The following is a 20,410-nucleotide window of genomic DNA, read 5'->3' as shown; positions in this document are numbered from 1 at the left end:
TCTGCCCCTTCTTTCTTATAACCTTACTATTTATTAATTGTTGACCCTTTGGGTCTATAGTCGTTTATATGGATTTAAGGCATTTGGCCATATCAGATTTTAAAACATTGAGCGGATCCGTTCAAGAGATAAAGTTGTCCTACCAAGTTTTTGGAAAACCCTTGCATACGGCGCCCATTGTTTTGGTGAACCACGCGCTTACGGGCAATTCCAACGTAGCGGGGAAAGATGGATGGTGGTCCGATTTGATCGGGGACGGAAAATGTATCGATACCGAGAAGTACACCATTTTATGTTTTAATATTCCTGGAAATGGTTTTGATGGTTTCATCATTGAAAACTATAAGGATTTTGTGGCAGGAGATATCGCCAGAATTTTTCTCTGGGGATTGGAGCAATTAAAGATTGATAAACTGTTCGCCATTATCGGCGGTTCGTTGGGAGGCGGTATAGCTTGGGAAATGACAGCTATCAAGCCAGCTATTACAGAACATTTGATTCCCGTCGCATCAGATTGGAAATCTACGGATTGGTTGATTGCCAACTGTCAGATTCAAGAACAGTTTTTGGTGAATTCCAAACAACCTGTGCACGATGCCCGCATGCACGCGATGTTATGTTATCGCACACCAGAATCCTTCAAAGAAAGATTTAAAAGAAGCACTAACGAAGAACTACAGGTTTTTAATGTGGAATCTTGGTTAATGCATCACGGTAAAAAGCTACAAGAGCGTTTTCAACTGTCCGCCTATAAATTGATGAACCAACTCCTGAAGTCCATCGACATTACCCGTAATGGTGAAGAAGCCTTTAATGCTTTACAGGAAAGTGATACCAAAATTCATATTATCGGGGTCAACTCCGATTTATTTTTTACGGCAGAAGAGAACAAGGAGACTTTTAAAAGGTTGGCTCAGGCCAATACCAATGTCACCTATGGTGAAGTACAATCCGTACACGGTCACGATGCTTTTTTAATGGAGTTCGAACAATTGGAAAAATTGTTGGAAACCGTTTTCCAGACGAACACGGAGCGAATCAAAATCCTAAAATTTGGTGGGAAGTCCTTGTCCAATGGGGAGGGCATCCAACGTGTTTTGAACATCATCAGCAAAAGGTATAAAGAAGAAGAGCACTTCGCAGTCGTGGTTTCTGCTCGTGGAAAGGCCACGGATCAATTGGAAAATTTGTTGAAAAAGGCAGTCAAGGGAGCGGATTTTCAGTCTGATTTGAAAAAGTTCACCGACTATCAGAAAAACAATTTTGAAGATGTAGCCATCGATGAAGAACTGGCCGCCATTGAAAAAATATTGAATGGGGTTTCCCTAACAGGAGATTATAGCCTTAAAACCAAGGATGAAGTGTTGTCCTATGGTGAGTTAATTTCTGGTAAATATGTGACCGCCGCCTTAAATGCAAAAGGAATCAAGGCAACATTACTTGACTCCCGACAACTCATCAAAACAGATGATAGTTTTAGCAATGCTGAGGTAGATGAAGGACTTTCCAAAGAAAATGTAATTCGGTACTTTCATAATTTGGAAACTGGTACTATTCCTGTGGTTACCGGTTTTATTGCCTCCAATAAGGAAGGGGCTACCACAACATTAGGAAGAAACGGGACAAACTACTCTGCGGCTTTACTGGCCAATTTTCTGGATGCCGGTGAACTGATCAACTACACTCATGTGGACGGTATTTTTACCGCAAACCCTGACTTAGTGCAAGATGCGAAGGTAATCGATGTGATATCGTATAGTGAGGCCAACGAATTGGCGAATTTTGGAGCTAACATTCTTCATGCAAAGACCATAATTCCATTGATTGAGAAAAATATTCCGTTGCGCATCTGTAATACGTTCAATGATGATAACGAGGGAACCTTAATTGGTCCAAAAAGCGGTAATGGAGGAATTAAATCCCTTTCGGTGTTGGACAATATGGCCCTTATCAATTTAGAGGGTAGGGGACTGCTCGGTAAAGTGGGTGTAGATATGCGGATTTTTAGAGCTTTGGGCCAAAATGGGATAAGTGTAGGTATTGTTTCACAAGGTTCTTCCGAGCGTGGTATTGGTTTGGTTGTGGATGAATCCCAAGCGGATAAAGCCAAAAAAGTGCTTGACCAAGAATTCGAGACAGATTACTCATCCCAGGACATCAACCAGATTTCGGTGGTAAAGGATGTTTCGGTTATTTCCATTGTAGGAATGGATTTGAGCAGCTTCCATAAACCGTTCAATGCCTTGGCCAAAAACCAAATCACGCCCTTACTGTTCAATAACACGGTTACAGGCAAGAATGTGAGTATGGTGGTGAAGAAATCCGATTTGCACAAGGCCATCAATGTGATTCATGGGCAAATCTTCGGGATTGCAAAGAAAATCAATCTGGCTTTGTTCGGACATGGTAATGTAGGAGGCACGTTGATAAGTCAGATTTTGGGTTCCGATAAAAGTATTGTAGAGCGAAAAAGCATAGATTTAAAAGTATTTGCCGTGGCAAATTCAAGAAAAGTGCTTTTGGATGCCTCAGGTGTTGGCGCTGATTGGAAGGAACGTTTGGAAAAAGAGGGACAACCCTATCAAATTGAAGATATCACAGCATTTGCCAAACAGCATCATTTGGAAAATCTGATTGCGGTGGACAACACAGCGAGCAAAACATTTGTGGAGCAATACGAATCATTGATCGAGCACGGTTTTGATTTGGTTTCATCGAACAAGATTGCAAACACACTTAGTTTTGAGAAATATAAATCGGTACGGAAGTGTTTAGATGAGAATCAAAAGCAATACCTCTACGAGACCAATGTGGGGGCAGGGCTGCCACTCATCGATACCATTAAGTTATTGCACCTTTCAGGGGAGAACATCACCCGAATCAAAGGAGTGTTCTCTGGGTCATTGAGTTATATTTTCAATACCTTTTCCGAGAAAGATGTGTCTTTTTCAGAAATTGTGAAGGAGGCGATGGAAAGCGGCTTTACTGAACCTGACCCAAGGGAGGATTTGTCAGGAAACGATGTGGGAAGGAAATTGTTGATTTTGGCTAGGGAATTGGATCTTCAAAACGAGTTTTCCGATATTGATGTACAAAACCTAATTCTTGAAGAGCTTCAAACCTTGGATTTTGAGAAATTTATGGGTCGCATTGGAGAGATGGATGACATTTATAGGAAGATTAAAAAGAACCAAAAGCAAGGTCATGTTTTGCGCTATGTTGGAGATTTGCATGGAGATTTACAGCAAGACAAAGGAGTTTTGGATGTGAAATTAATTTCCGTGCCCAAAGAAAGTGCCTTGGGGCAAGTGAAAGGTTCCGATTCAATAATAGAGATTTACACGGAATCCTACGGAGAGCACCCTTTGGTGATTCAAGGAGCTGGTGCCGGAGCCGCCGTTACGGCAAGAGGAGTATTTGGTGACATTTTAAGAATAGCAGAGAAGATATGAGCAATAAAGGCAAAAAATTCGAAACACAGGCAATAAGAACCCAAATGGAGCGCAGTCAAAACTTGGAGCATTCCAGTCCCATTTATATGACATCGAGCTTTGTTTTTGAAGATGCGGAGGATATGCGTGCCTCTTTTGCGGAAGAAAAGCAACGCAATATTTATTCGAGGTATTCCAATCCCAATTCGAACGAACTCATTGAAAAAGTGTGCCAGATGGAAGGTGCCGAGAATGGTTTTGCCTATGCTTCGGGTATGGCAGCAGTTTTCTCCACCTTGGCAGCTTTATTGGATGCCGGGGACCATGTGATATCATCCAAGAGTATTTTTGGGTCTACCCATACCTTGTTTACGCAATTTTTTCCCAAATGGAACATTGATACCACCTATTTTGATGCCAACGATTTATCTCAAATAGAAGATTTGATCAAACCAAATACCAAGATTCTTTATGCCGAAACACCTACCAATCCGGGGGTAGATGTATTGGACTTGGAAGTGTTGGGCAAGATTGCTAAAAAACACGACCTCATTTTTGTCATAGACAATTGTTTTGCGACGCCATACCTACAACAGCCTATAAAATTTGGAGCAGATTTAGTTATTCACTCAGGTACTAAGTTGATGGACGGACAGGGAAGAGTCTTGGCTGGAATTACTGTAGGTAGTGGTGAGTTGATGGACAAAGTATATCGTTTTTCCCGAATTACTGGACCTGCGTTGTCTCCTTTTAATGCTTGGGTGTTGTCCCGAAGTTTGGAAACTTTGGCGATTAGAGTGGATAGACATTGTGAAAATGCCTTAAAATTGGCAACATATCTGGAAGGTCATGATAAAATTGAATGGGTCAAATATCCATTTTTGAAATCGCACCCAAAACATGAAATCGCGAAAAAACAGATGAAAGCAGGCGGTTGTGTTGTGGCATTTGAAGTAAAAGGTGGTCTGGAAGCGGGTAGAGAATTCTTCGATAGTATTGAGTTACTGTCCTTATCCGCCAATTTGGGAGATGCTAGAAGTATTGTAACGCATCCTGCATCTACTACACATAGTAAGTTGACCACAGAAGAACGCAATGCCGTTGGAATATCCGATGGAATGGTGCGGATCTCCGTAGGATTGGAACATATTGATGACATTATTGCCGACATCACACAGGCTTTGGAAGATTAAAAGGGGGAGTGGCTTAGATTTTCTGAAATGTAGCGTAAAAAACACAGGTTTCCCTACCAAAATATTGCCCGGATTTGGGATAATCATCGTTATATTTCATTTTTAGCTTTAGGGTAGTTTCATTTACTTCAAGAATTTCTGGGCCATAATCCACTCTTAAACTTCCATCCACATGATCAAATATGTATTTTTCTTCCTCTACTTTCCAACCATTTCCTGGGGCAAAAAAATCATAGGCAAATGTCCATTGGTCTGCAATGATGCCTTCTCCCGTTACCTCTATGTTTTCTGTGGTTTCTGTAACGGTCCTTTCATATAGAAAACCCTCCCCTGTGATGTCCAAGGCATTTGGGTTCTCCGCAAAGGTCATTTGCACATCCAGATTGCTTCCTTCCCCTATGTAAAGAATTTCAAAATAGTTGGTGTCCGTAGAGGTGGCCGATCCAATTCTTCCATCCTCGGAAGTGATTTGAATAAGCTTCCATGTTCCAACCAAATTTGAAGAAATGGCTTCGGAACCTGTTTCAGCATCTTCGCTGGTTTCACAGGAAAAAATCAAGAATAGGGAAACAATTAGAAAAAGACCGAGTTTTTTCATTTTGAGGTTTTAGAATTCAAATCAAAAAACGATTTGATTTGGCGAATAGTGTAAAGATGTTAATATTTTATATTTAAATTCGTGTATGCTCTCCAAAAAAACAAAATACGGCTTAAAGGCGCTGACCTATCTTGCAAGGATTGAAGGAAAGGAACCTGTTCAAATTGCCGAAATAGCCAAACATGAGAATATTTCCCAAAAATTTTTGGAAAGTATTTTGCTTACACTAAGAAGAAATGGCTTGTTGGGGTCCAAAAAGGGAAAAGGCGGAGGCTATTACCTTATCAAGGAGCCAGAAGATATTTTGATGACTACCGTAATGAGGGTTTTGGAAGGACCTATTGCGATGGTCCCCTGCGTTAGCCTTAATTTCTATGAAAAATGCGACGACTGTCCAGACGAGGAAGAATGTTCCGTACATAAATTAATGCTTCAGGTAAGGGACAGTGCCTTAGATGTCTACAGAAACAACACATTGGCTGATTTACTTTAGAGTTCCTTAAAATTGAAGCTTATCCAGTAAGATTCTTTAAAAATCAAATCCCTTTTTTCGATAATCTACTAAAACTATAGGATAAAAGTAATTTTAAGCTGTGTTTTGCTTTTTATTTTGAAAATAAATTTTACTTTTGAAATCCCTACTATTCCTATAGGATAATAAATTTAACTAAAAATGATTACTGATCAGCTGATTGTAAATAACGAAAAGGAGAAAAGTACTTACGCCAAGGATAGTACTTCGGAAAGTCCTAAAAGAAGCATTGCTAAATCTGTAAGTTGGAGGGTTGTAGGAACATTGGATACCATTTTAATATCATGGCTTGTAACAGGAACCCTAAGTTTAGCTTTTTCAATTGGATTGGTTGAGTTGGTCACCAAAATGGTACTTTACTTTTTTCACGAAAGAATATGGAACTCCATTAAATGGGGTAAATAAAAGTTAGGACAATGGCATTGACTCAAGAAGAAATACAGAATTTGAATCGCCAGTTTAAGGGGATACCACCAGAAGAAATTATCTCATGGGCTATTGGTCATGGTAGGATATCCGTTGTTACTACCAATTTTAGGCCTTACGAGGTGGCCATTCTTCATGCTGTCACCGGAGTGAATAATAAAATTCCCGTAATCTGGTGCGATACGGGCTACAATACACCACAAACGTATCGGCATGCCGAAGAGTTGATAACCCGTTTAGGGCTTAACATAAAACTATATGTGCCAAAGCAGACGTCTGCTCATCGTGATGTGGTCATGGGTATCCCAAATATTGAAAATCCATTGCACAAGGAGTTCACAGAGCAAGTGAAGTTGGAACCATTCCGAAGGGCTATGGCTGAGCACAAACCGGATGTTTGGTTCACCAACTTGCGTAAAGGACAAACAGCACATAGGGATTCCTTGGATGTTTTGAGTTTGAGCAAAGATGGAGTGCTAAAAGTAAGTCCGTTCTACCATTGGAGCGATACCCAGTTAGATGCTTACTTGAAGGAGAAAGGGTTGCCCAACGAGCATAAATATTTCGACCCAACTAAAGTATTGGCAAACAGAGAATGTGGTTTGCATACCTAATAAAATATAAATGATCACCTTGAGTATCAGCGAGAGGTAAAAATAAAATGAAACTTTGAGTACACTCACAGAAGAAATTAAACGACCAGAGACCTTGAATGGCCTTGAAAGACCTAGTGCAAATGCTCTGGAACATGAAGCAATTTACATCATGCGCGAAGTGGCAGCACAGTTTGAAAAACCCGTACTGCTGTTTTCTGGAGGTAAGGATTCCATCACTTTGGTGCGTTTGGCCCAAAAGGCGTTTTGGCCGGCCAAGATACCATTCCCATTAATGCATATCGACACTGGTCATAACTTCCCAGAAACAATCGAGTTCAGGGATAGGTTGGTTGAGAATCTTGGTGTAGAGTTAATTGTACGCAATGTTCAGGATTCCATTGATGAGGGAAAAGTTGTAGAAGAAACAGGAAAATACGCCAGTAGAAATATGTTGCAGACCACAACATTGTTGGATGCCATAGAGGAATTTAAGTTCGATGCTTGTATTGGCGGGGCTAGAAGGGATGAAGAAAAGGCAAGGGCTAAAGAGCGCATTTTTTCAGTGCGTGACGATTTTGGACAATGGGACGAAAAGAATCAACGTCCAGAATTGTTCGACATGCTCAATGGTGAAATTGAAATAGGTCAAAACGTAAGGGTGTTCCCGATCAGCAATTGGACCGAGTTGGATGTTTGGAGCTATATCCAAAAGGAAAACATAGAAATCCCATCCATTTATTTCGCGCACAAACGAAACACCTTCCTCAGGGATGGACTGATTTGGTCTGCGGAAGATGAAGTAGTGTTTAGGGCAGATGACGAACAAGTGGAAGAACGAATGGTGCGTTTTAGAACTGTGGGAGATATGAGCTGCACAGCAGCAGTAGAGTCTTATGCCGATACCATCGATAAAGTGGTGACGGAAATTAGGGATTCCAGAATTTCGGAAAGAGGGGCGCGGATTGATGACAAACGTTCCGAAGCAGCCATGGAAAAACGCAAACAACAAGGATATTTCTAAAAATCAAAAGTCATTTCCACGAAGGTGGAAATCTAAAAAAAATAAAGCATTGGAAGTTTTAAAAATAGCAACAGCAGGCAGTGTAGACGACGGTAAAAGTACCTTGATTGGAAGACTACTGTACGATACAAAATCAATGACCGACGACAAATTGGAGGCTATTGAAAGAACCAGCAAGCAAAAAGGATACGATTATCTCGATTTTTCATTGGCAACCGATGGATTAGTGGCTGAAAGAGAACAGGGTATCACCATTGATGTGGCCCATATCTACTTTTCCACCCCGACTAAAAGTTACATTATTGCCGATACCCCTGGCCATGTAGAGTATACTCGAAATATGGTTACGGGAGCATCAACATCACAAGCATCCATTATTTTGATTGATGCCAGAAAAGGAGTGATTGAGCAAACACACCGTCATTTTTTCATCAATAACCTCTTGAGGGTAAAAGATGTGATTGTTGCTATTAATAAAATGGACTTGGTGGATTTCTCTGAAGAAACGTACAACAATATCAAAGCCGATTTCGAGGAATTGATGGGTAAAAGGGATTATCAAGATCAAAACATAACCTTTATTCCTGTTAGTGCTTTAAAAGGAGACAACGTGGTAAATCGTTCCGAACATATGCCTTGGTACAAAGGGCAAACCTTATTGGAGCATTTAGAGGAATTAGATCAAAAAGATATTTACAATACAGGGACTCCACGTTTCCCTGTCCAATATGTAATCCGTCCAAAGACAGAGGATTTTCATGATTTCCGTGGATTTGCAGGAAAGGTATATGGAGGAGAACTCAGTGTGGGTGATGAAGTAGTTGTGCTACCCTCTATGACCCGATCTAAGATTAAAGACATTTATTTTTACAATAAAGAATATCAAACAGCACCAAGACGATCTTCAGTAACAATTACTTTGGAAGATGAAGTAAATGTAAGTAGAGGAGACATGTTGGTAAAAGCAGAGGATTTGCCAATAGTGGACAAACAATTGACGGCGACTGTATCCTGGATGGATAGCGATAACTTTACCCCAGGGGCAAAATACGTACTCCAACATGGAGTAAATAAGGTGTTGGCAAAGGTAGATACCATTGAGCATAAAATTCATCCGGATTATTCGGGAATTGAGGAGAATGTAACCTCGCTTCAAATGAACGACATTGCCAAAGTGCGCTTAAGGCTGAACAAACCTATTTTTTATGATAGGTTTAAGGATCATCGTACCAACGGTTCCTTCATTATAATCGACAGCCGAACAAACACAACAGCAGGCGTAGGATTTATTGAATAGTTTTTCCGCTTCGGTGGAAAGAAAGGGAGTTTATTTGTATTAACTCTATTAAATAGATAGGAAAACTAGATTATGCAAAGTTTTAGAACAGAAATAGAAAACCCAGTTGTAGAAAAGGACATCATTGAATTGGAGAAAAAGATTCGCCAGTTTAAAGGTGGAAACATTGATGAGGAAAAATTCCGAAGTCTACGATTGGCACGTGGTGTTTACGGTCAGCGTCAGCAAGGTGTGCAGATGATTCGAATCAAGTTGCCCTACGGAAAGGTAAGCTCCAATCAATTGCTCCGAATTGCCGATGTTTCCGACGAATATTCCAGGGGAAGATTGCATATCACCACCCGTCAGGATATCCAGATTCACTATGTGGATTTAGAACGTACCCCTGAGCTTTGGGCGCAATTGGAAAAGGACCAAGTGACCCTTCGTGAAGCCTGCGGAAATACGGTTCGTAACGTAACCGCAAGCGAAACCGCTGGCATTGATGTGGATGAACCTTTCGATGTTTCTCCATACGCTCAAGCGGTTTTCGAATACTTCTTAAGAAACCCCATCGGTCAGGAAATGGGAAGAAAATTCAAGGTTTCTTTCTCCGCCAGTGACGCAGATACGGGACTTTCCTATATGCATGATCTTGGTTTTATCGCCAAAGAGAAAGATGGCGAAAGGGGTTTTAAGGTGATGTTGGCCGGTGGATTGGGTTCACAGCCACGCCACGCCGATGAACTGTACAGTTTTTTGCCCACCGATAAAATTATTCCGTTGATGGAAGGCGTTATTCGTGTTTTTGATAGATACGGAGAACGAAAAAGTAGGGCAAAAGCAAGAATGAAGTTTTTGTTAAAGGACATTGGTCTGGATGGCTTCAAAAAATTGCTCGAAGAAGAACAATTGGCCATCCCTCATCAAACCTACCCAATCAATATTGAAGATTATCCTATAGTAAAAGTAGCTGAGGTTGAAACTCCTGAAGTTTCCATAGAGGACCAAGAAACTTTCGAACAATGGAAATCCACCAACTTGGTGCCTCAAAAACAAGAAGGTTATGTGGCTATCGGCATTAAAGTACTATTGGGTGATTTTTATACCGACAAAGCCCGCGAATTAGCAAAAATGGTTCAGGATTATGCCGCTGGTGAGATTCGTTTGTCCCTCAGACAAAATATTTTGATTCCTTATGTGAAGGAGGAATTGGTTCCTTTCTTTTACCAAGAATTAAAGAAATTGGGCTTCGCTGAAGCAGGGTATAACAAGGCGTTGGATATCACGGCCTGTCCGGGTACGGATACCTGTAATTTAGGTATTGCCAGCAGTACGGGAATCGCCGATGAGCTTGAAAGAGTAATCAAAGCAGAATATCCAGAATACATCAACAATCCAGATGTTGTCATCAAAATTAGTGGATGTATGAATGCCTGCGGACAGCACAATATGGCCCACATTGGATTCCAAGGAATGTCCGTAAGAACCAAGGATAAATTAGTGGCGCCCGCCCTTCAGGTTTTGTTGGGAGGCGGAAACTATGGCGATGGTAGAGCAAGATTTGCGGATAAGGTCGCCAAAATTCCAAGTAAAAGAGGTCCGCAAGCCTTACGTCTTATTTTGGATGATTTTGAAGCCAACGGAAATGGAGCATCCTTCACCGATTATTATGAGGAAAAAGGGCAGCATTATTTTTATGACTTCCTTAAACCTTTGACGGATGTGGATAATCTGACCCAAGATGATTTCATTGACTGGGGCAACGAAGAAAAGTATAAAAAAGAAATAGGAATTGGGGAATGTGCCGGTGTTATCGTTGACTTGGTGGCCACATTGTTCTTTGAAAGCCAAGAGAAAATAGAAAATGCCGAAGAAGCTATCAACGAAGGAAAATGGGCGGCTAGTATCTATTATTCCTATCAATCCATTGTGAATTCTGCCAAGGCATTATTGACTTCGGAGAAAGTAAAGGTAAATACCCATGCAAGCATCATCAGGGATTTTGACAAGCTGTATGTGGAAGAAGGAAAAATAGCCTTTGAGGGCGGGTTTGGAGAAGTAGCCCTTCAATTGAACAAGAACGAACCATCCGAAGCTTTTGCTGAAAACTACTTGGAAGATGCCAAAACCGTTTTGGAGAGGTTGGAAACGTTCAGAAAATTAGAATTGGAACATGCGTAGAGGAAAGTTGACAGTGGTAGGCGCGGGCCCAGGCGATGTGGATTTAATAACCCTAAAAGGAATCAAAGCCTTGCAAAATGCAGATGTTGTTCTGTATGATGCATTGGTGTCCGCAGAGCTATTGGAATACGCTGCAGAAGCTGAGAAAATATTTGTAGGAAAACGCAAAGGATGCTATGCGTATCAACAAGAACAAATCAATGATTTGATTGTTGAACGAGCCACTCAAGGATTACAAGTAGTTCGATTAAAAGGTGGTGACCCCTTTGTGTTTGGAAGAGGAGCTGAAGAGATGGAGCATGCATCTGGATATGGAATTGAAGTAGCCGTAGTGCCGGGAATTTCATCTTCGGTATCCGTTCCGGCATCACAAAATATTCCTGTGACCAAGAGGGGTGCAGCCGAAAGTTTTTGGGTGATTACCGGGACTACCAAAGAACACAAGCTTTCAACGGATGTGGCATTGGCTGCAAAATCCAATGCAACGGTCATTATTCTTATGGGGATGTCCAAGCTTGGGGAAATCATGGAACTTTTTAAAAGAGAAGGAAAAGAAAATATACCGGTTGCCATTATTCAAAATGGGACAACTGAAAATGAAAAGATTGGAGTTAGCACTGTTGCTTCCATTGAGGACAAGGCAAGGGAGCAGCAGTTATCCAATCCAGCCATTATTATTATCGGAGAAGTGGTGAACCATCGCCAAAAACTCTTGGATATTCAAAATGAATATCAAAATCAGGGAAAAAAATTGCTAGAAAAAGTTTAATCAAAATGTCAGGTCGAAGTATGTCACCCTGAGCACAATCCAAGGGGACTTTAAGACCATTTAAAAGGAGAATTATGATAAAAACAGATATCATTATAATCGGAGCGGGCCCAACAGGATTGTTTACGGTTTTTGAGGCAGGGTTGCTCAAACTAAAATGTCATTTAATCGATGCTTTGCCACAACCCGGAGGGCAATGTTCAGAAATATATCCGAAGAAACCCATATACGATATTCCAGCCTATCCCGAAATTTTAGCGGGTACTTTGGTAGATAATCTTATGGAGCAAATCAAGCCATTTGAACCCGGCTTTACTTTGGGAGAACGTGCAGAAACTTTGGATAAACAAGAAGATGGTTCTTATATCGTTACCACCAACAAGGGAACGCAGCATCACGCACCGGTAGTTGTAATTGCCGGTGGACTCGGTTCTTTTGAGCCCAGAAAACCATTGATTCCAAATATTGGACTTTTTGAAAGCAAGGGAGTTGAGTATATGATCAAGGATCCGGAGCAATTTAGGGATAAAAAAGTAGTGATATCGGGTGGCGGAGATTCTGCGTTGGACTGGGCCATATTCTTGGCCGATGTAGCCTCCGAAGTTTCCTTGGTTCACCGAAGAAATGAATTCCGAGGAGCGCTCGATTCTGTGGAAAAAGCACGTGAATTGGCCAAATTGGGCAAAATTCAATTGTTCACCAAGGCTGAGGTAAAGGAAATACATGGTAAGGAAGACCTTCATGCGGTGGTAATCAAGTATAATGAGGAAGAGAAGGAACCAACCTACTTGGAAACAGATTACTTTATTCCGTTGTTTGGATTATCTCCCAAGCTTGGACCCATTGGTAATTGGGGCTTGGAAATAGAGAAGAACGCCATTAAGGTGAACAACGCAAAGGATTACCAGACCAACCTTCCAGGGGTGTTTGCCATTGGAGATGTTAATACGTACCCGGGTAAGCTGAAGTTGATTCTGTCCGGATTCCACGAAGCGGCCGTAATGTGCCAATTTGCCTATCAAATCATCAATCCAGATAAGCGATTTGTAATGAAGTATACTACGGTAGGTGGTGTGCAAGGATTTGATGGATCTAAAAAAGAAGCCAAAAAAGAAGTAGTGCAGAGCATCAATTAAAATCAATTATATAGTTCTCGGAGACACCTTTTGAAAGTAATTTTGAAAGGTGTTTTTGTTTTTAGGGTATATTTGAATTTTACAAGAATATGGATACGCCTTTCACATTAAGTGATTTCTATAGCAAACTTGGTTTGCCCATCCCGGATAATATTGGGAAGGATATTGGGCATTTCAATGTTTTCAATATAGCAGAATACCGAACACGGTTGAACAAAGGTGAAATGCGATATGATAGGCGAGCCTATTTTAAGATTAGCCTTATCAATGGTAAGAACAAAGCCGAATATGCGGACAAAGTGATTCACATTGAGAACAAGGCCCTTTTGTTCGCCTCGCCCAAAATCCCTTATAATTATGTACCTCAGGATGAGGAGCAATCGGGATACTTTTGTGTGTTCACGGAAAGCTTTTTATCCAAAGATAAAAGCGGAATCATTCTTGAAAAATTGCCGCTTTTTCAACCCGGAGGTTATCCCATATTGAATATCTCGGATGAGAATTACAACGAACTGGAACAGATGTTCGTTAAAATTGACAAGGAACTATCTTCGGACTATCCCTTCAAATTTGATTTGATTCGGGCGTATGTGATCGAGATATTGCATATGGGACAAAAGCTACATCCAGTTCCACCTGTGGAGAATGGAAAAAATGCAGCCATACGAATAACCGATATGTTTGTGGAACTTCTGGAACGTCAGTTTCCTATAAATACTCCAGCCCAAAAACTATTATTAAAAACTGCCAACGATTTTGCAGAGCGCTTGGCCGTGCATGCCAATCACTTGAACAAGGTACTCAAAGAGACCACAGGAAGTACCACAACCGCTGTAATCCAAGCCAGAATATTCGAAGAAGCCAAAATACTGCTGAACAATACAGATTGGAACATTTCAGAGATTGCCTTTAGCTTAGGATTTGAAGAAGTGGCACATTTTTCCAATTTCTTTAAAAAACACGCTCAACTATCCCCACTAAAGTTCAGATCTACCATCAAGGTTTGATTTTTACAAAAAACCGATTGATACTTGCAACCCCATCGGGGTATTCGCAGCTAATTTTGTTTTGAAATTATAAATCAAATAAAATGAGCAAAGAAAAAATAGTATTGGTAACCGGTGGAAGTCGGGGACTCGGAGAAGATATGGCCATCAACCTGGCCAAAAAAGGATTGAATGTTTTATTGACATACCGTACAAACAAAGAAGAGGCGGACAAGACCGTGAGTGAAATTGAAAAAAATGGTCAAAAAGGCTACGCGCTTCAACTGGATGTGGCCGACAACCAAAGTTTTGATGCCTTTGTAGATAATGTCAAAAGCGTACTTGATTCCCATTTTGAAGCATCAAAAATTGACTACTTGGTCAACAATGCAGGAATTGGAATAAATGCATCCATTGTCGAAACTACCGAAGAGCAATTCGATGCCTTAGTGAACATCCATTTTAAGGGGGTATTTTTCTTGACCCAGAAACTATTGCCCATCCTTTCAGATGGAGGAGGAATCGTAAATATTTCAAGCGGCTTGGCACGCTTTTCATTCCCGGGTTATTCCGTTTATGGTTCAATGAAAGCTGCCATCGAAACATTGACACGTTACCAGGCCAAAGAATTGGGTGCACGTCAAATTAGGTCCAATGTGGTTGCCCCCGGGGCCATCGAGACCGATTTTGGTGGTGGTGCCAATAAAAATGATGAAGGAAAAAGAACGGCCATTGCAAATTTTACAGCCTTGGGCCGTGTTGGAATCCCCAGCGACATTGGCGGTGTGGTAGCTTTTTTGTGTACGGAAGATGCCAAATGGGTCAATGCACAATGCATCGAAGTATCTGGTGGAATGATGGTCTAGAAAACATCACAAAGAACTGTAAAAAACGGGTTGAGCAATCAATCCGTTTTTTATTGTTGGTTTTCTAAAAATTAAAGGGGTTTTTTTGCTTTTCACTAAGGAGTGCCGTTTCTTTGCAGTTCAGTTCATTAATAAGTTGAAAGTGTTATCAAGAAAGGTGGAGGGATTGGACCCTGTGAAGCCTTAGCAACCCTCGACTTCGAGAAGGTGCTACATTCTACCCTTGTCTTGAACTGGTTTCAAGACCTTTAGGAAGTTTAACTTGTAAGGGGAAGGATAACGTAAAGCATACAGCACAGCATCTACGCACTTTTCTTGATCTCACTACATCCTTTTTTGAAGGTAAATTATACTATGGAAAAAATTGAAGACATATTGAAGAAACGGATTTTGGTGTTGGATGGGGCCATGGGCACCATGTTACAACGCTATAAATTCGAAGAAGCTGATTTTAAGGGAGAACGTTTCAAGGATTGGCCCAGTGATTTACAGGGAAACAACGATTTGCTATCCTTAACTCAGCCAGAGGCCGTCAAAGAGGTGCATAGGTCGTTTTTGGAATCAGGTGCGGATATAATCGAAACCAATACGTTTTCAGGTACAACCATTGCCATGGCCGACTATGGCATGGAAGAATTGGTGTATGAACTGAATTATGAATCTGCGAAGATTGCAAAGCAAGTAGCCCAAGAGTTTACGGAAAAAGACCCAAGCAAGCCCAGATTTGTGGCTGGAAGTATGGGGCCGACCAACAAAACGGCCAGTATGTCCCCCGATGTCAACGACCCTGGGTATCGTGCTATCTCTTTTGATGAGCTCCGAATGGCATATAAACAACAAGTAGAGGCCCTACTCGATGGTGGTGTTGACCTTTTGTTGGTCGAGACCATTTTTGATACCTTGAATGCCAAGGCAGCCCTTTTTGCCATTGAAGAGGTAAAAGACGAACGTAATATTGAAGTGCCGGTTATGGTCAGTGGCACCATTACCGATGCATCGGGAAGAACATTATCCGGACAAACAGCCGAGGCCTTTTTGATTTCGATATCCCATATTCCCATTTTGTCCGTTGGATTCAATTGTGCCTTGGGTGCCAAACAGTTGGTGCCCCATTTGGAGGTTGTTTCAGCAAAATCAGAATATGCCATTTCGGCGCACCCCAATGCAGGATTGCCCAACGCCTTTGGCGAGTACGATGAAACACCGGAACAAATGGCGGTGCAGATAAAGGAATATGTGGACAAAGGTCTAGTGAATATTGTGGGAGGTTGTTGTGGAACTACTCCAAAGCATATTAAGGCCATTGCCAATGTGGTAAAGGATTATAAACCGAGGTTGTTGTCCGTTGTCCGTTAATCGTTGTTAGGAATCAATATTATGGATTACAAAGAACTAGATGTTTGGCTACAAGCAAGGGAATTAGTGAAGAAAGTGTATATACTTTCAGGAAGCTTTCCCAAAGAAGAACAGTTTTCTCTAACGTCCCAATTAAGAAGATGTGTAGTTTCAGTATCTTCTAACATAGCGGAGGGTTGCGGAAGACAAACAGCCAAGGAGGCTATATATTTTTTACATATTGCAAGGGGTTCACTTTTTGAAGCTGAGACTCAAATTATTTTGGCCAAAGATTTAGAAATGGTTTCAGGTGCGGACGAAATACTTGGAGATATAGAAAGAGTAAAGAAATTGTTGAACGGGTTTATCAACTATCACAAAAAATTATGAGTTCCATGAACGATAAACGAACAACGATAAACGAACAACGATATTTAAAACTAAGTGGCCTTGAACCCTTGGTCGTGACTCCGGAAAGCAATTTCATAAATGTGGGGGAGCGCACCAATGTAGCGGGTTCCAAGCGGTTTTTAAGACTTATCAAAGAAGAAAAATTTGATGAGGCCTTGGACGTTGCGCGAGATCAAGTGGAGGGCGGCGCCCAAATTATCGACGTGAACATGGATGATGGCCTGATCGATGGTAAGAAGGCCATGGTCAAGTTTTTGAACCTAATCGTTTCCGAGCCCGATATTGCACGAGTGCCTATAATGATTGATAGCTCCAAATGGGAAATCATTGAAGCAGGATTACAAGTGGTGCAAGGTAAATGTGTGGTAAATTCCATCAGCCTAAAAGAGGGAAAGGAAGAGTTTGTACGTCATGCAAGACTCATCAAAAGATATGGAGCCGCCGTCATAGTTATGGCATTTGATGAAGTTGGTCAGGCAGATACGTTGGAGCGCCGTAAAGAAATCGCAAAGCGATCGTATGACATTTTGGTCAACGAAGTAAACTTTCCACCTGAGGACATCATTTTTGATTTGAACATTTTCCCTGTTGCCACAGGAATGGATGAGCATAAGAACAATGCCATCGATTTTATTGAAGGTACGCGTTGGGTGCGGGAAAACTTGCCTTATTGTAGTGTTAGTGGAGGTGTGAGCAATGTATCGTTCTCGTTTAGAGGGAATAATCCCGTCCGGGAAGCGATTAACTCAGCCTTTTTGTTTCATGCAATAAAAGCAGGGATGAATATGGGGATCGTAAACCCAACTATGTTGGAGGTATATGATGATATCCCTAAAGATTTGTTGGAACATGTTGAAGATGTGCTGTTGAATAGACGGGACGATGCCACGGAGAGATTGTTAGAGTTTGCAGAAACTGTTGTAGGCACAAAAAAAGAATCAAAAGTAGACCTCTCTTGGAGAGAGGAACCACTTCAAGATCGTATTACCCGTGCTCTTGTTAAGGGAATAGATCAATATATTCTGGAAGATATTGAGGAGGCTCGTCAACAGGCTGCCAAACCATTGCATGTAATCGAAGGAAATTTGATGACGGGGATGAATGTGGTTGGAGACCTTTTCGGAAGTGGAAAAATGTTTTTGCCACAAGTAGTAAAATCCGCAAGGGTGATGAAAAAGGCTGTAGCCTATTTAACACCTTATATTGAAGCGTCAAAAGATGAAAACGCCAAGGCCGCAGGGAAAATACTGATGGCCACCGTAAAAGGTGATGTGCACGATATTGGAAAGAACATCGTAAGTGTAGTTTTAGCCTGTAACAATTATCAAATTGTGGATATGGGGGTGATGGTGCCTCCAGAAAAAATCATCAACAAGGCCAAGGAGGAACAAGTAGATATTATTGGTTTGAGCGGCTTGATTACCCCTTCTTTGGACGAAATGGTGTTTTTAGCCAAGGAAATGGAGCGTCAAAACTTTGATGTTCCCTTATTGATAGGTGGTGCAACCACAAGCAAGGCGCACACGGCAGTAAAAATCGACCCACAATACAGTCAAGCGGTGGTGCATGTTAACGATGCCTCAAGAGCGGTAACAGTGGTGGGTGATTTGCTTCAGGATGAGACCTCTGTCAAGTATAAAAAATCCATCAAACTGGATTACGAGAGTTTTAGGGATAAATTTTTAAACCGCTCCAAACAGAAAGAGTATTTGACCTTGGAACAGGCGAGGGAAAATAAACTTCAAATTGAGTGGAACCCATCAGACATAAAAAAACCGAATCAATTGGGTGTTCAGGTTTGGGAAGATTTTAATTTGACCAAATTGGAAGAATTTATCGATTGGACCCCATTTTTCCGTAGTTGGGACCTGCATGGTAAATATCCCGACATTTTAACGGATGATGTGGTGGGCGAACAAGCCACCGAACTTTTTACAGATGCCAAGGAGTTATTGAAGAAAGTCTTGGATGAAAAGTTATTGAAAGCCAAGGCTGTTTTTGGACTATTCCCTGCCAATCAAATTAATGAAGATGATATTGAAGTTCTCAGTTCGAACGGAGTCAAGACCGGGAAAGAAACCTTCATTTTTAGGACCCTTCGTCAACAATTGAAAAAACGCAAAGGAGTTCCCAATATCGCATTGGCGGATTTTATTGCTCCCAAGGATTCTGGAATTAAGGATTACATTGGGTGTTTTTGCGTAAGTACAGGATTCGGAACCCAAGAGTTGGCTACTGAGTTTGAGAAAAATCACGATGATTATAATTCCATTATGATCAAAGCATTGGCGGACAGATTTGCAGAAGCTTTTGCCGAATATCTGCATAAAGAAGTACGAACCAAATATTGGGGCTATGCGGTTGATGAAAACTTGGACAACACCGACCTGATCCAAGAAAAATACCGTGGAATACGCCCAGCTCCGGGCTACCCTGCTTGTCCCGACCATTTGGAAAAACTCACTATTTGGGATATGATGGACGTAGAAGAAAAAATAGGAGTAAAGCTGACCGATAGTTTGGCCATGTGGCCAGCTGCCAGTGTGAGCGGCTACTATTTTGGACACCCGCAGGCCAAGTATTTTGGATTGGGAAAAATAAAGCAAGATCAAGTTCAGGATTTTGCTGAGCGAAAAAATATTAAATTGGAGGAGGCTCAAAAATGGCTGGCTCCTAATATAGTTGACGAATAACCAATGAAAATCACAGACCACATAAAAAAGGCAAAGGGAGAAACCCTGTTTAGTTTTGAAATTGTGCCGCCTGTAAAGGGAAAAAGCATTCAGGAACTGTATAACAATATTGATCCTTTAATGGAGTTTAAACCGCCTTTTATTGATGTGACCACCTCTAGGGAAGAGTATGTTTACAAAGAAAAAGATGGGTTGTTGGACAAAAAACTGACTCGCACTCGTCCCGGAACCTTGGGCATTTGCGCCTCATTAAAACACAAATACAATGTGGATACTGTTCCCCATGTGATTTGTGGTGGTTTTACTAAAGAAGAGACCGAATACCTGTTGGTAGATTGCCAATACTTGGAGATAGAAAATGTAATGGCGCTACGAGGCGATGCCAGAAAAGAGGAAAAATATTTTACACCTACCAAAGGAGGACATCAATATGCCACCGAATTGGTGGAACAGATTCAAAATATAAATGAGGGTAATTATTTGCACGATACCATTGAATCTAGTGATTTGAGTAGTTTTTGCATTGGTGTGGCAGGCTATCCTGAAAAGCATATGGAAGCACCATCCTTGCAATCCGATTTAAAGCGGTTGAAACAAAAAGTGGATTTGGGTGCGGATTATGTAGTGACCCAAATGTTTTTTGACAACCAAAAATTCTTTGAATTTGTGGAGGCTGCAAGGGAAATGGGAATCAATGTGCCCATTATTCCGGGGATTAAACCCATTGCTGTAAAAAGGCATTTGCATTTATTGCCACAAGTTTTCAGGGTAGATCTTCCCCAAGATTTAATTGATGCCGTTGAGGCCTGTAAAACCAATAAAGAAGTACGACAAGTTGGGGTGGAATGGGCCATTCAACAATCAAAGGAGTTAAGAGATGCAGGAGTACCTGTATTGCATTATTACTCTATGGGAAAATCAGATAATGTTAAGGCAATTGCCAAGGAACTTTTTTAA

The 20,410-nt window shown here is 41.2% G+C and carries 17 protein-coding genes and 1 riboswitch; of the genes, 16 read left to right on the top strand and 1 reads right to left on the bottom strand.

Annotated elements, in window-relative coordinates; genetic code table 11:
* Positions 1 to 68: 68 nt before the first annotated feature.
* Both thrA and ACQQ5U_RS15810 read left to right on the top strand, forming a co-directional pair.
* Complete coding sequence (gene thrA, locus ACQQ5U_RS15815; protein ID WP_437398995.1) at positions 69 to 3,452, top strand: bifunctional aspartate kinase/homoserine dehydrogenase I; 3,384 nt, start codon at positions 69 to 71, stop codon at positions 3,450 to 3,452.
* The gene (locus tag ACQQ5U_RS15810; RefSeq protein WP_437398993.1) at positions 3,449 to 4,624 is read left to right on the top strand and encodes a trans-sulfuration enzyme family protein; all 1,176 of its coding nucleotides are present in this window, start codon (positions 3,449 to 3,451) and stop codon (positions 4,622 to 4,624) included. The genes thrA and ACQQ5U_RS15810 overlap by 4 nt, the downstream gene beginning before the upstream one ends.
* A gap of 13 nt (positions 4,625 to 4,637) precedes the next feature.
* Here ACQQ5U_RS15810 and ACQQ5U_RS15805 read toward each other — a convergent pair whose 3' ends face one another.
* A complete protein-coding gene (locus ACQQ5U_RS15805; protein WP_437398991.1) occupies positions 4,638 to 5,222 on the bottom strand; it encodes a hypothetical protein in 585 nt (194 codons plus the stop codon).
* An 85-nt stretch (positions 5,223 to 5,307) separates the two neighbouring features.
* Here ACQQ5U_RS15805 and ACQQ5U_RS15800 point away from each other — a divergent pair, with 85 nt between their 5' ends.
* The 14 genes from ACQQ5U_RS15800 to metF all read left to right on the top strand — a co-directional run bounded on the left by ACQQ5U_RS15800 (position 5,308) and on the right by metF (position 20,410).
* Positions 5,308 to 5,715 (top strand): RrF2 family transcriptional regulator, encoded by a 408-nt coding sequence (locus ACQQ5U_RS15800; protein ID WP_437398990.1) that lies wholly within the window; start codon positions 5,308 to 5,310, stop codon positions 5,713 to 5,715.
* A gap of 180 nt (positions 5,716 to 5,895) precedes the next feature.
* Positions 5,896 to 6,159, top strand: coding sequence for a DUF2061 domain-containing protein (locus ACQQ5U_RS15795; RefSeq protein ID WP_437398988.1), 264 nt, complete (start codon positions 5,896 to 5,898; stop codon positions 6,157 to 6,159).
* Positions 6,160 to 6,170: 11 nt separating this feature from the next.
* Entirely contained in the window at positions 6,171 to 6,794 is a 624-nt protein-coding gene (locus tag ACQQ5U_RS15790) for a phosphoadenosine phosphosulfate reductase domain-containing protein (protein WP_437398986.1), read from the top strand.
* 94 nt (positions 6,795 to 6,888) lie between these two features.
* Positions 6,889 to 7,797 carry a sulfate adenylyltransferase subunit CysD gene (gene cysD / locus ACQQ5U_RS15785; RefSeq protein ID WP_437399088.1) on the top strand — a complete coding sequence of 303 codons (909 nt, stop codon included), beginning with the start codon at positions 6,889 to 6,891 and terminating at the stop codon, positions 7,795 to 7,797.
* 49 nt (positions 7,798 to 7,846) lie between these two features.
* Positions 7,847 to 9,094, top strand: coding sequence for a sulfate adenylyltransferase subunit 1 (locus ACQQ5U_RS15780; RefSeq protein WP_437398984.1), 1,248 nt, complete (start codon positions 7,847 to 7,849; stop codon positions 9,092 to 9,094).
* 72 nt (positions 9,095 to 9,166) lie between these two features.
* Positions 9,167 to 11,257, top strand: coding sequence for a HEPN domain-containing protein (locus tag ACQQ5U_RS15775; protein ID WP_437398982.1), 2,091 nt, complete (start codon positions 9,167 to 9,169; stop codon positions 11,255 to 11,257).
* Positions 11,250 to 12,026: a uroporphyrinogen-III C-methyltransferase gene (gene cobA / locus ACQQ5U_RS15770; RefSeq protein WP_437398980.1), complete on the top strand. Its 777-nt coding sequence runs from the start codon at positions 11,250 to 11,252 to the stop codon at positions 12,024 to 12,026. The genes ACQQ5U_RS15775 and cobA overlap by 8 nt, the downstream gene beginning before the upstream one ends.
* A gap of 74 nt (positions 12,027 to 12,100) precedes the next feature.
* Positions 12,101 to 13,162: an NAD(P)/FAD-dependent oxidoreductase gene (locus tag ACQQ5U_RS15765; protein WP_437398978.1), complete on the top strand. Its 1,062-nt coding sequence runs from the start codon at positions 12,101 to 12,103 to the stop codon at positions 13,160 to 13,162.
* Between the two features lie 89 nt (positions 13,163 to 13,251).
* Positions 13,252 to 14,169 carry a helix-turn-helix domain-containing protein gene (locus ACQQ5U_RS15760; protein ID WP_437398976.1) on the top strand — a complete coding sequence of 306 codons (918 nt, stop codon included), beginning with the start codon at positions 13,252 to 13,254 and terminating at the stop codon, positions 14,167 to 14,169.
* A gap of 83 nt (positions 14,170 to 14,252) precedes the next feature.
* A complete protein-coding gene (locus ACQQ5U_RS15755; protein ID WP_437398974.1) occupies positions 14,253 to 15,014 on the top strand; it encodes an SDR family NAD(P)-dependent oxidoreductase in 762 nt (253 codons plus the stop codon).
* Between the two features lie 142 nt (positions 15,015 to 15,156).
* A riboswitch (SAM riboswitch) is annotated at positions 15,157 to 15,297 on the top strand.
* Between the two features lie 71 nt (positions 15,298 to 15,368).
* Positions 15,369 to 16,370, top strand: coding sequence for a homocysteine S-methyltransferase family protein (locus ACQQ5U_RS15750; protein ID WP_437398972.1), 1,002 nt, complete (start codon positions 15,369 to 15,371; stop codon positions 16,368 to 16,370).
* 21 nt (positions 16,371 to 16,391) lie between these two features.
* Positions 16,392 to 16,739 (top strand): four helix bundle protein, encoded by a 348-nt coding sequence (locus ACQQ5U_RS15745; RefSeq protein WP_437398970.1) that lies wholly within the window; start codon positions 16,392 to 16,394, stop codon positions 16,737 to 16,739.
* 5 nt (positions 16,740 to 16,744) lie between these two features.
* A complete protein-coding gene (gene metH, locus ACQQ5U_RS15740; RefSeq protein ID WP_437398968.1) occupies positions 16,745 to 19,453 on the top strand; it encodes a methionine synthase in 2,709 nt (902 codons plus the stop codon).
* Positions 19,454 to 19,456: 3 nt separating this feature from the next.
* Positions 19,457 to 20,410, top strand: coding sequence for a methylenetetrahydrofolate reductase [NAD(P)H] (metF, locus tag ACQQ5U_RS15735; protein WP_437398966.1), 954 nt, complete (start codon positions 19,457 to 19,459; stop codon positions 20,408 to 20,410).

This window comes from Flagellimonas lutimaris (genome assembly GCF_051494225.1).
Taxonomy (GTDB): Bacteria; Bacteroidota; Bacteroidia; order Flavobacteriales; family Flavobacteriaceae; genus Flagellimonas; species Flagellimonas lutimaris_A.
This window is presented reverse-complemented; position numbering and strand designations above follow the sequence as displayed.

Bases quoted from the DNA above. Each gene is read 5' to 3' on its own strand.
- thrA (WP_437398995.1), top strand. From the start codon at position 69: ATGGATTTAAGGCATTTGGCCATATCAGATTTTAAAACATTGAGCGGA.
- ACQQ5U_RS15810 (WP_437398993.1), top strand. From the start codon at position 3,449: ATGAGCAATAAAGGCAAAAAATTCGAAACACAGGCAATAAGAACCCAA.
- ACQQ5U_RS15805 (WP_437398991.1), bottom strand. From the start codon at position 5,222: ATGAAAAAACTCGGTCTTTTTCTAATTGTTTCCCTATTCTTGATTTTT.
- ACQQ5U_RS15800 (WP_437398990.1), top strand. From the start codon at position 5,308: ATGCTCTCCAAAAAAACAAAATACGGCTTAAAGGCGCTGACCTATCTT.
- ACQQ5U_RS15795 (WP_437398988.1), top strand. From the start codon at position 5,896: ATGATTACTGATCAGCTGATTGTAAATAACGAAAAGGAGAAAAGTACT.
- ACQQ5U_RS15790 (WP_437398986.1), top strand. From the start codon at position 6,171: ATGGCATTGACTCAAGAAGAAATACAGAATTTGAATCGCCAGTTTAAG.
- ACQQ5U_RS15775 (WP_437398982.1), top strand. From the start codon at position 9,167: ATGCAAAGTTTTAGAACAGAAATAGAAAACCCAGTTGTAGAAAAGGAC.
- cobA (WP_437398980.1), top strand. From the start codon at position 11,250: ATGCGTAGAGGAAAGTTGACAGTGGTAGGCGCGGGCCCAGGCGATGTG.
- ACQQ5U_RS15765 (WP_437398978.1), top strand. From the start codon at position 12,101: ATGATAAAAACAGATATCATTATAATCGGAGCGGGCCCAACAGGATTG.
- ACQQ5U_RS15760 (WP_437398976.1), top strand. From the start codon at position 13,252: ATGGATACGCCTTTCACATTAAGTGATTTCTATAGCAAACTTGGTTTG.
- ACQQ5U_RS15755 (WP_437398974.1), top strand. From the start codon at position 14,253: ATGAGCAAAGAAAAAATAGTATTGGTAACCGGTGGAAGTCGGGGACTC.
- ACQQ5U_RS15750 (WP_437398972.1), top strand. From the start codon at position 15,369: ATGGAAAAAATTGAAGACATATTGAAGAAACGGATTTTGGTGTTGGAT.
- ACQQ5U_RS15745 (WP_437398970.1), top strand. From the start codon at position 16,392: ATGGATTACAAAGAACTAGATGTTTGGCTACAAGCAAGGGAATTAGTG.
- metH (WP_437398968.1), top strand. From the start codon at position 16,745: ATGAACGATAAACGAACAACGATAAACGAACAACGATATTTAAAACTA.
- metF (WP_437398966.1), top strand. From the start codon at position 19,457: ATGAAAATCACAGACCACATAAAAAAGGCAAAGGGAGAAACCCTGTTT.